Origin of the sequence: Myxococcus sp. AM009 (assembly GCF_013372605.1) — a bacterium.
Classification (GTDB): Bacteria; Myxococcota; Myxococcia; order Myxococcales; family Myxococcaceae; genus Myxococcus; species Myxococcus vastator.
Window position 1 is genome coordinate 21,854 of record NZ_JABXEP010000100.1, and the last position, 8,211, is coordinate 30,064.

At 62.9% G+C, this 8,211-nt stretch carries 7 protein-coding genes; 5 read left to right on the forward strand and 2 right to left on the reverse strand.

What is annotated here, in order from left to right; all coding sequences use genetic code 11:
- Positions 1-28: 28 nt before the first annotated feature.
- On the reverse strand, positions 29-1,450 hold the full coding sequence (locus tag HV824_RS23205) for a TIGR01777 family oxidoreductase (RefSeq protein WP_176424231.1): 1,422 nt from the start codon (positions 1,448-1,450) through the stop codon (positions 29-31).
- Between the two features lie 31 nt (positions 1,451-1,481).
- Here HV824_RS23205 and HV824_RS23210 point away from each other — a divergent pair, with 31 nt between their 5' ends.
- From HV824_RS23210 to HV824_RS23225, 4 genes are all read left to right on the forward strand, one after another.
- Complete coding sequence (locus HV824_RS23210) at positions 1,482-2,444, forward strand: L-threonylcarbamoyladenylate synthase (RefSeq protein WP_176416416.1); 963 nt, start codon at positions 1,482-1,484, stop codon at positions 2,442-2,444.
- Between the two features lie 98 nt (positions 2,445-2,542).
- Entirely contained in the window at positions 2,543-3,187 is a 645-nt protein-coding gene (locus HV824_RS23215) for a TIGR02269 family lipoprotein (protein ID WP_255208268.1), read from the forward strand.
- Between the two features lie 27 nt (positions 3,188-3,214).
- Positions 3,215-3,952, forward strand: coding sequence for a double-CXXCG motif protein (locus HV824_RS23220; RefSeq protein ID WP_176416414.1), 738 nt, complete (start codon positions 3,215-3,217; stop codon positions 3,950-3,952).
- A gap of 423 nt (positions 3,953-4,375) precedes the next feature.
- On the forward strand, positions 4,376-6,271 hold the full coding sequence (locus HV824_RS23225; RefSeq protein ID WP_176424232.1) for an AAA family ATPase: 1,896 nt from the start codon (positions 4,376-4,378) through the stop codon (positions 6,269-6,271).
- A 584-nt stretch (positions 6,272-6,855) separates the two neighbouring features.
- Here HV824_RS23225 and HV824_RS23230 read toward each other — a convergent pair.
- On the reverse strand, positions 6,856-7,266 hold the full coding sequence (locus HV824_RS23230; RefSeq protein WP_255208269.1) for a DUSAM domain-containing protein: 411 nt from the start codon (positions 7,264-7,266) through the stop codon (positions 6,856-6,858).
- Between the two features lie 170 nt (positions 7,267-7,436).
- Between HV824_RS23230 and HV824_RS23235 the strand changes: the two genes are divergently transcribed.
- Positions 7,437-8,168 carry a hypothetical protein gene (locus HV824_RS23235; RefSeq protein WP_176424233.1) on the forward strand — a complete coding sequence of 244 codons (732 nt, stop codon included), beginning with the start codon at positions 7,437-7,439 and terminating at the stop codon, positions 8,166-8,168.
- Positions 8,169-8,211: the final 43 nt, after the last annotated feature.

Genomic DNA, 8,211 nt, shown 5'->3' on the forward strand with positions numbered 1-8,211 from the left:
CGGAGGGGATTGTCAAGCGCCGGACCCGCTAAGAATGGCGGTATTCAGGGCCCTCCGTCGTGCGCCCCAGCGTGAAGCGCAGCGCGCCTTCCAGGTCGGGGAGGAGGAAGGCGAACCCCATCCGCTGGGCCGCCTGCGGCACGATTCGCGCGCCCTCCAGCAGCGCCTCCTGCCCCATCTGTCCGAAGAGGGTCCGCACGACGGGCGCGGGGACCGGGAAGACGGCCGGACGCCGCAGCACCTTGCCCAGCGTCCGGGCGAAGTCCGCCTGCCGCACCGCCCCGGGCGCCACGGTGTTAAGCGCGCCGCGCGCGGCGTCGGTGAAGATGGAGAAGTGGATGAGCCCGAGCACGTCCTCCAGCGACACCCAGCTCATCCACTGCTGCCCGGAGCCGATGGGCCCGCCGCCGCCCGCGAGGAACGCCGGCAACATCTTCGCCAGGGCGCCCTCGCTTGCGTCCAGCACGGGGCCGATGCGCAGGTGCACCACGCGGATGCCCGCGGCCTCGGCGGGAGCGGCGGCGGCCTCCCACTCGCGTGACACCTGGGAGAGAAAGCCCTTCCCGTCCGTGCTGCTCTCCTCGGTGAGGACTTCGTCGCCGCGGTCTCCGTAGATGCTGCTGCCGCCCGCGGAGACGAGCACCTTCGGCTTGCGCTTCATGCGCGCCAGGGCCTCGGCCAGGGTGCGGGTGCCCTGGGTGCGGCTCTTGAGGATGGCGTCCTTGTACTCGGGGGTCCACCGCTGGCCGGCCACGTTGACGCCCGCGAGGTGCACCACGGCGTCCACGCCTTCGAGCGCGTCGGTGTCCACCTCGCCCTTGTCGGGCGCCCAGGCGACCTCGTTCCGCGCCGGGTCCGCCTTGCCGCGCACCAGGCGCTTCACCGTGTGGCCGCCGGTGGTGAGGAAGGGCACCAGCGAGGAGCCGACCAGCCCCGAGGCCCCGGTGACGGCGATGGTGAGCGGCCTCTGCCCCGCGAAGGCGGCGTGACGCTTGAGGTCCTCAAGCGTGACGCGGTGGCGGTACGCGAACATGCGCTCCAGGGTGCGCCGGGCGAAGCCTCCGCCGAAGAGGCTGCCCAGGGGTCCCACGGGGAGGATGTACTCCACTTCGTCCTCCAGGATGGAGGTGCCCGTGGCGGGCTCGGGCCACATCCGGTGGGTGTGGACCCACTTCGAGAAGGGGCCGGACACCTGCGTGTCCTGGAACATGGCGCCTTCGGTGTAGGCGGTGTGCTCGGCCACCAGGCGTTGAGGGATGGGGCCCACGCGCATCTGGACGACGACGCGGGCGCCGGTGCGGATGCCGTCGCCGGTGCGCTCCAGGACCTCCAGCCGCTCCCAGGGCGGTGACAGGCGCTCGAACGCCCCTTCCCGGGCATGCCAGGCGAAGAGCTCCACGGCGGGGACTGGCATCCGACTGCGAGCATCGAAGACGTGCGACTTGCCCATGTTCCCTCCTGGGGCGACAGTGCGGCGGCGCATGATTGCTCCAGAGTCCCTTGAACGCGCGGTGGAATTGCTGCGGCACGGAGGTGTCGTCGCCCTGCCGACGGAAACCGTCTACGGTCTGTCCGCCAACGCGGAGGACGAACTGGCCGTGCGCCGCGTCTTCGCCATCAAGGGCCGCCCCGCGACGCACCCGCTCATCGTCCACATCCCGGGCGTCGAGCACCTGGGAACGTGGGCACGTGTGGTCCCGGAGGCTGCACGGAAGCTCGCGGAGGCCTTCTGGCCGGGGCCGTTGACGTTGGTCCTGCCGCGCACTGCGAGGGCCACGGATGCCGTCACGGGTGGGCAGGACACGGTGGCCCTGCGCGTGCCGAATCACCCGGTGGCGCTCGCGGTGCTGAAGAAGCTGGGCGGAGGGCTGGCAGCGCCGAGCGCGAACCGGTTCGGGAAGGTGAGCCCCACCACGGCGGCGCATGTGCGAGAGGACCTGGGCGGAGACGTGGACCTCGTCCTGGATGGGGGCCCGTGTACGGTGGGGGTGGAGTCGACCATCGTGGACCTGAGCGGGGATGAGCCCGCGATTCTGCGGCCCGGAGGGCTGGCGGCGGAGGACGTGGAGCGGGTGCTGGGGCGGAAGGTGCCGGTGAGGACTACGTCCAAGGTGCGTGTGTCGGGCTCGCTGGAGTCACATTACGCGCCGCGTGCCGGCGTGGTGCTGGCGGAGGCCGGGCAGGTAGTTGCGCGCGTCCAGGAACTGCGGGGCCAGGGATTGCGCGTGGGGGTGCTGGGACCTGCGAGCCTTGTGTTGCCGCCCGATGTGCCGCGCTTCGATGTACCGGATGAGCCCGCTGGGGCGGCGCGCGTGCTGTACGCCCGGCTGCGGGAAGCGGATGCGCAGGGGCACGATGTGCTGGTGGCGTGCCTCCCGGCGGAGAGCGGGCTGGGCATCGCGGTCCGGGACCGGCTGTCGCGCGCCGCCGCGCCACGGGGGTAGCGATTACCCCAAGCAGACTGGGTCTGCCTTTGAAAGTAGCGCTTGGGGTAGCCTCCGACTGACGCCTGCATGACGTGAGTCCGGAAAGGCCCATACTCTTGCGCACGAACGTTTCACCTCTGCGGTTGATGGTGTTGAGTTGTTTGCTCGTCGCCTGCGCAGCCTCTCCGCCCACATCTGCTCCGCCGCGTGGCATCGCGAAAATGGAATCTGGGCAGTTTTGCGATGCCACGGAAGCCGCACCATGTGTCTCCCTGGCGTGTGACGAGGGCTGGTGCGCCTTCTTTCTCTGCGAAGACGTGGCGCCGCGGGTCGAGCCTGCGCTCATGCCCGTTGCTCGGCCACCGCTGCGCAGAGGCTGGGGCGTGCGCCTGGGCATACGCAATGGAGCTCAGCCGGTCATCACCTTCCCATGGCACCCGCACGTCCAGGTTCGGCCGGTCTATCAACTCCCGGCTGGCCGGTACGTCAGGCACCACATCTTTCCTCAAGCTCCCGACCTCGCGCTCTACTTCCAACGAGCCGGCATCAAGATTCACGACTTCACGTTGGTGATTCCCGAGCATGTCCACCGGTACATTCACGGTGGCGGTCCACGCGGAGGACGATGGAATGACGCATGGGCACAGTTCATCAAGGCCCATCCTCAGCCTCCTCGCCCCGATGTCATCTACCGCCACGCCGGCGACCTGATCTTTCGCTTTGAACTGACCGGGAAGGTCATGCCCTACTACAAGCGCTGAGCTTGACCACCTGAGGAGGCAGGGCTCTTGAAGTTCTATGTGGTCGAAGAAGACATGAGCGCTGGGTTCACCGGAAACCTACGAGCCCTTCCCCCCTGGGGGTTTCCCGGCGTTACCCCATGCGATGCATGTGGAGCCGCGGGTGGCTGGGCTGGCCTCCAGTACCCGTGTGTTGACTTGTCGGACCTTCAGGAGCGCAAGGCACTCGAAAACCCAGGCCGACAGGTCAGCTTCGAGGAGTTCTCCCGACTGAGGGAACTGGTCCGTCCATTCGCGCCCGACTGGGCTCGACTGGAACCAGGCGCCGACTTCGGCCCGCCCACGGGAACGGGCAGCGGCACCTTCGGCGACCTCTTCATGCAGAACCCATGGTCGCTCTACATCCGCCGTGAAGCCCTGGAGCGGCTTCAGGACGCGGGCATTCATGGCCTCTCAGGCTGCCCGCTGAACGTGCGGTTCCGTGGACAGACCCCACCCGAGTTGCTCGCCATGCAATTGGAACTTCATGGCCGACTGCACATCGATCTCGTACCTCAAGGAGAGAGCCCTGTCTGCCCGTCATGCGGGATGTCTCGACACGAGCTTCCCCATCCGATGGTTCTCGACGTTCATTCGACGCCCGCTCCTCCAGATCTTTTCCGACTTTACAACTGGCCCACGCTCATCGTGGCAAGCGAACGCATGGTGGCTTCAGTGGAGCACCTCTGCTTGCGAGGCCTTCGCTTCAGTGAACTCGCGAGCCGCCAAGGGCCTTCCGTCACCTAGCAGGCGTCCTGCCGCATGTGCAGACGTCCCTCCAACTCGTGCATCGACGAACTGCTACCCCACCAGAGAAAGCGTCGGAGCTCCACCGACCCACCCGAGTCGCGCCTCCAGCCCCGCCCTGAACATCTCGCTCAGCGGGGTGCTCGTCGAACACGGTCCTCGTCCGTCATCAACCGCTGTCGCCACGTCACTGGCCGGACGGCTACCGAACGGATGGGGCGCTACCAATGGGTGCCTGAGCGCGCTAGCTCAGATAAAGAAAACTCGCTGACTCGGAGTCTGCGATCACGCAAGGATGACATCCACTTCAGTTTCCGCATCCTCAACCGCCGCCTTATACTCCTACATCGTTCCTGTCCCAACGCCTATTAGATGTTGTACGGGAGGAATATTTAACCATGGACTTCAATACACCCCAACATCATGATCAAGCAAATCTACCTTGCTCCTGAACTAGCAACAAAACGCGGCCTCACCGAAGGGCTCCTTGAACGACTCGGGAAGGTCGTGATTCTCGCAGGCCCCAATGGCTCAGGCAAATCCAGATACCTGAAATTAATTCAATCCATATCGCAATACAACACAAAAGACACGGCCAAACGCATCGCCCGCCAACAATCCAAATTGCCATATCTCAACAGCGAACTGGGTCTAACAAAGAACGAGGCGCGGCAACTTGAAATCCAAAACGATATCTCGGAATCCGAATCGATAATCCAAGAACTGAAACAAGAAATTGAACTATACAAAAGAACCATCTTCTCCTCGTCACACACCGACACCCCACCATCCGCTGTAGTGTTGGACTATCCTGCCGCAAACTCTCTCGCAATCAATGCTCGCGACATGAGCCCCACTCGACTCAAGGAAAGCGTCGGATCAACAACCACCCCTGGTCTCCAGTCTGCCTTCAGCGGAATGCACACCTATTGCACTCACGTGGCCCAGTCAATGTATCACGCAAAGCACCCGTTGATGACCGAGAGCAACAAGGCAATTCAAAACCAACAAGACGCCGACACTTTCAATCAAATCGTCCAATCCCTCTTGGGAGGAAAACTGGGCTTTACCCTAGAGGAGACAGAGGTTCTTCCGACATTCAGAGGACGTCCACTCGTCATTCATGAACTTTCAACTGGCGAGCGCCTTCTCCTCGCGTGGGCAATCAGCCTCCACCGACAACAGCAAGCCCTATCCAACGCAATAGTCTTCATTGATGAGCCTGAAAGTCACCTCCACCACGACGCGTGCATCCGAGCACTATCGAAACTCCGTGACGAGGTTTTGGGACCCGACGGCCAAATTTGGCTCGCCACCCATTCAGTCCCACTTCTCGCATGGGGGGGCCTCGATGCGGTTCACTTCGTGAAGGATGGTTCGATTAAATTCGCGGGGAACACGGTGACATCTGTCGTCGAGTCGCTCCTCGGAGGGAAAGACGGGAAAGACCGGCTCTCGACCTTCCTTTCCGACGCAGACGAAATCGCATTCATGGAGTTCGCAGTGCAGTGCATACTGCCTGCGGGAGTGGCCGACGCAAAGACGGGAGACAAGCAGCAGGTTCAATTCACGGAAGTCCTCAACCAACGCTTGGCAAGCAATCAGCATGTTCGAATCTTGGACTACTCGGCCGGAAAGGGGCGTTTCGCAAGCGCACTCCGCGAAAGGTTCGCGAGCACGACGGGAAACGAAGCACTCCGAGAGCGTCTCAACTACTTTGCCTATAACGACCCGCGCTTTATCGAACCGGACGAGAAGGACGCATGCAAGGCACGAGTCGCGGCACTTGAACAACCAGGCTCCATCGAAGAATACTACTGGGAAAGCATGGCTCAACTGCAGGCTACGCATCGACATGAAATCGATATCATCGTCCTGTGTAACGTTCTGCACGAGATCGAGCCGGACGACTGGATTAGAACCTTCCGAGACATCGATGAACTTCTGGCTCCAGACGGCGTCTTGGTTGTAATGGAAGACTTGCTTCCTCCCGTGGGTGAACTTCCAAACAAACGAGGGTACCTACTGCTGGATGAGTTTGGCCCAGGCCTCCTGTTTGATGCGCCCAAGAGCGTCAAGGTGCTGCAGAAGCGAGAGAACCGACTGCTTGCGGCGGCGATCCCAAAGGCACTTCTCTCCCGCGTGACGCCCGAGACTCGTAGTTCAGCCCTGGAACACCTCATGAGCTTTTCGAGAGAACGGGTGGAACAAATCCGAGCAGAGGTTTCAAATTCCCCTTCACATCGGCTTGGCCGCGAGCACGCACACTACGCAATGCTCTACACGAACGCGAGCATAGCGCTGACGTCGCTGAGATAGCGTAACTATCGATCCACCAAATCGATCGAATCGTACGGATTGATCCTGTACCACACGAATCAACGAGTCTACAGATTGGCTGAATCATTTTAGTCTTCCTCTACTCCATCCCGACAGGGTTGAGACCATCGTGTTGACGCGTACCTGGTTGAGGGAGCGAGGCCCGAGTTCGAGCCAGCTGCGTGATGGGGTCACGACGACCACCCATCGTCGGCGCGAAACCGGAGCGCCGCGCCCGCCGATGTAGCAGGCGGTCAGGAGGACGGGGAGGATGGTGCGCAGGGGGTGTCAGCAACACCCTCATGCGCGAGCCCCGGAAACCACTGCGAGAAGAGCACCAGGACACCCGAGGAGTCGTCCGGCCCGATGGCGACGTCAAAGAACTGGCCGCCATCAGTGGGCGAGGGACGGCCGAAGCACTGCTCGGTAATTCGACTCTGGTGCCCGGCGGGATGACACCATCGGGAAGAAGGCCGCCGATGCGATTGAATGGCTGACGTGGAGCAAGTCGTCGTGACACACGCTGAATCAGCGCTGGTTCCGAAGCACGGCGGGAGCGTAGCGACAGTCACGCCTCGACTCCGTCAGAACTCGTCATCCAGTGCAGCAAGATTCGCACGCAGGATGTCCTGGTAGTGCGGCACCACTTCCACGACGTGCACGTCGTTCAGTAGCTGGAGAGCGCCGTCGACGTTTCCGGCGTCCCGGCAGCGATCCACTTCAGCCAAGGTGCGAGACAGACGCCTCGAACCATTGCTGATGCGTCGCGACACCTCCGTAACCGTCCGGTGGACGTCGTGCCAGGAGGCTCGATGGCGGACGAGGACCGTGCTCGGCGAGCGCCTCGACGAGCGAGAGCTGTTGTGTCCTTCCGGCAGACGTGCGTGAAGGGCCCTGATGCCCCCCGGTACCGTCCTCGGCCCATTGGAGCGGACCGGGGGGTCTCCCTGCGCATGAAGCGCCCTGGTGCTCTCGGAACGGTGGGACACTGCCATGAACCTCACGCTTGCGCCGCAGAGGGCCGAGGTGCGGCGCGCAGCATGAGCAGGATGGGAGCCACACCCGGCGGATCCTGCTCGGCGCTCTAGAGGCAAGCCCAGACTTCAAATCTCCAACCATTTAGACTAGCCTGTAAAACGGGAATTCAAATCAAGGGAGATGCACCATGGAAAACGTCGATCCAGGCGCAGACGTCGTGCAGTTCGTCGGTAACGCTGCACTCGAGGCATCTGGCCTCGGCTTCGCGACAGAGATCTGGGACTCCTTCTTTCCGCAAGGCGATCCGGTCTTCTCTTCCGCGCAAATACAGCAACTCACCGACTTGTTCAAAGAGCTGTTCGCCGCCCAGTATTACCTAGAGAACCTCGACAACTTCATGTCGACCACGAAGCTTTGCGACGAGTACGCGAACAATCCGACCCCTGGATTGCTGGCCGCCATCATGGTGCAGTCCGCAAACACGGCAGAGGGAATCCTTTCTAATGGCTATGTGACGGCACAAGTGTTCCTGTCGGCGGCCTCCCTTCACGTGCTGACCTTGAAGTTCGCGCTCGAAGCCGCAACCGACCCCAACAAACCCGGCGCGGAGAAGAACCTCGCCCAGGGGGCGCTGAGCACCCTGAACAGCCTCCTGGAACTCGAACTCCAGTATGGCGCCGCGCAGGGGTGGCAGGAGTTCGCGGCCTTCAAGCAAGCAACGGTGCTGAACAACGGCAGCATGTCCCAGGCCGCGATCGCCGCATTCGGAGACACGTACGTCAAGCAGGTGCAGGAGTTGATGGGGCTGGTCGCGCTCTACGCTCCGGAGAAGATGGTGTCCCTTCGGCGAGCGTGCGTGAGCGTGCCGCAGGGGGCCAGTAGACTGGGGGCAGGCGTGGAGCGCTGGTGCCTGCGTTGAGGGTCACCCGGACGCGCGGAATTCTGGGCATGGACGGCCCGGC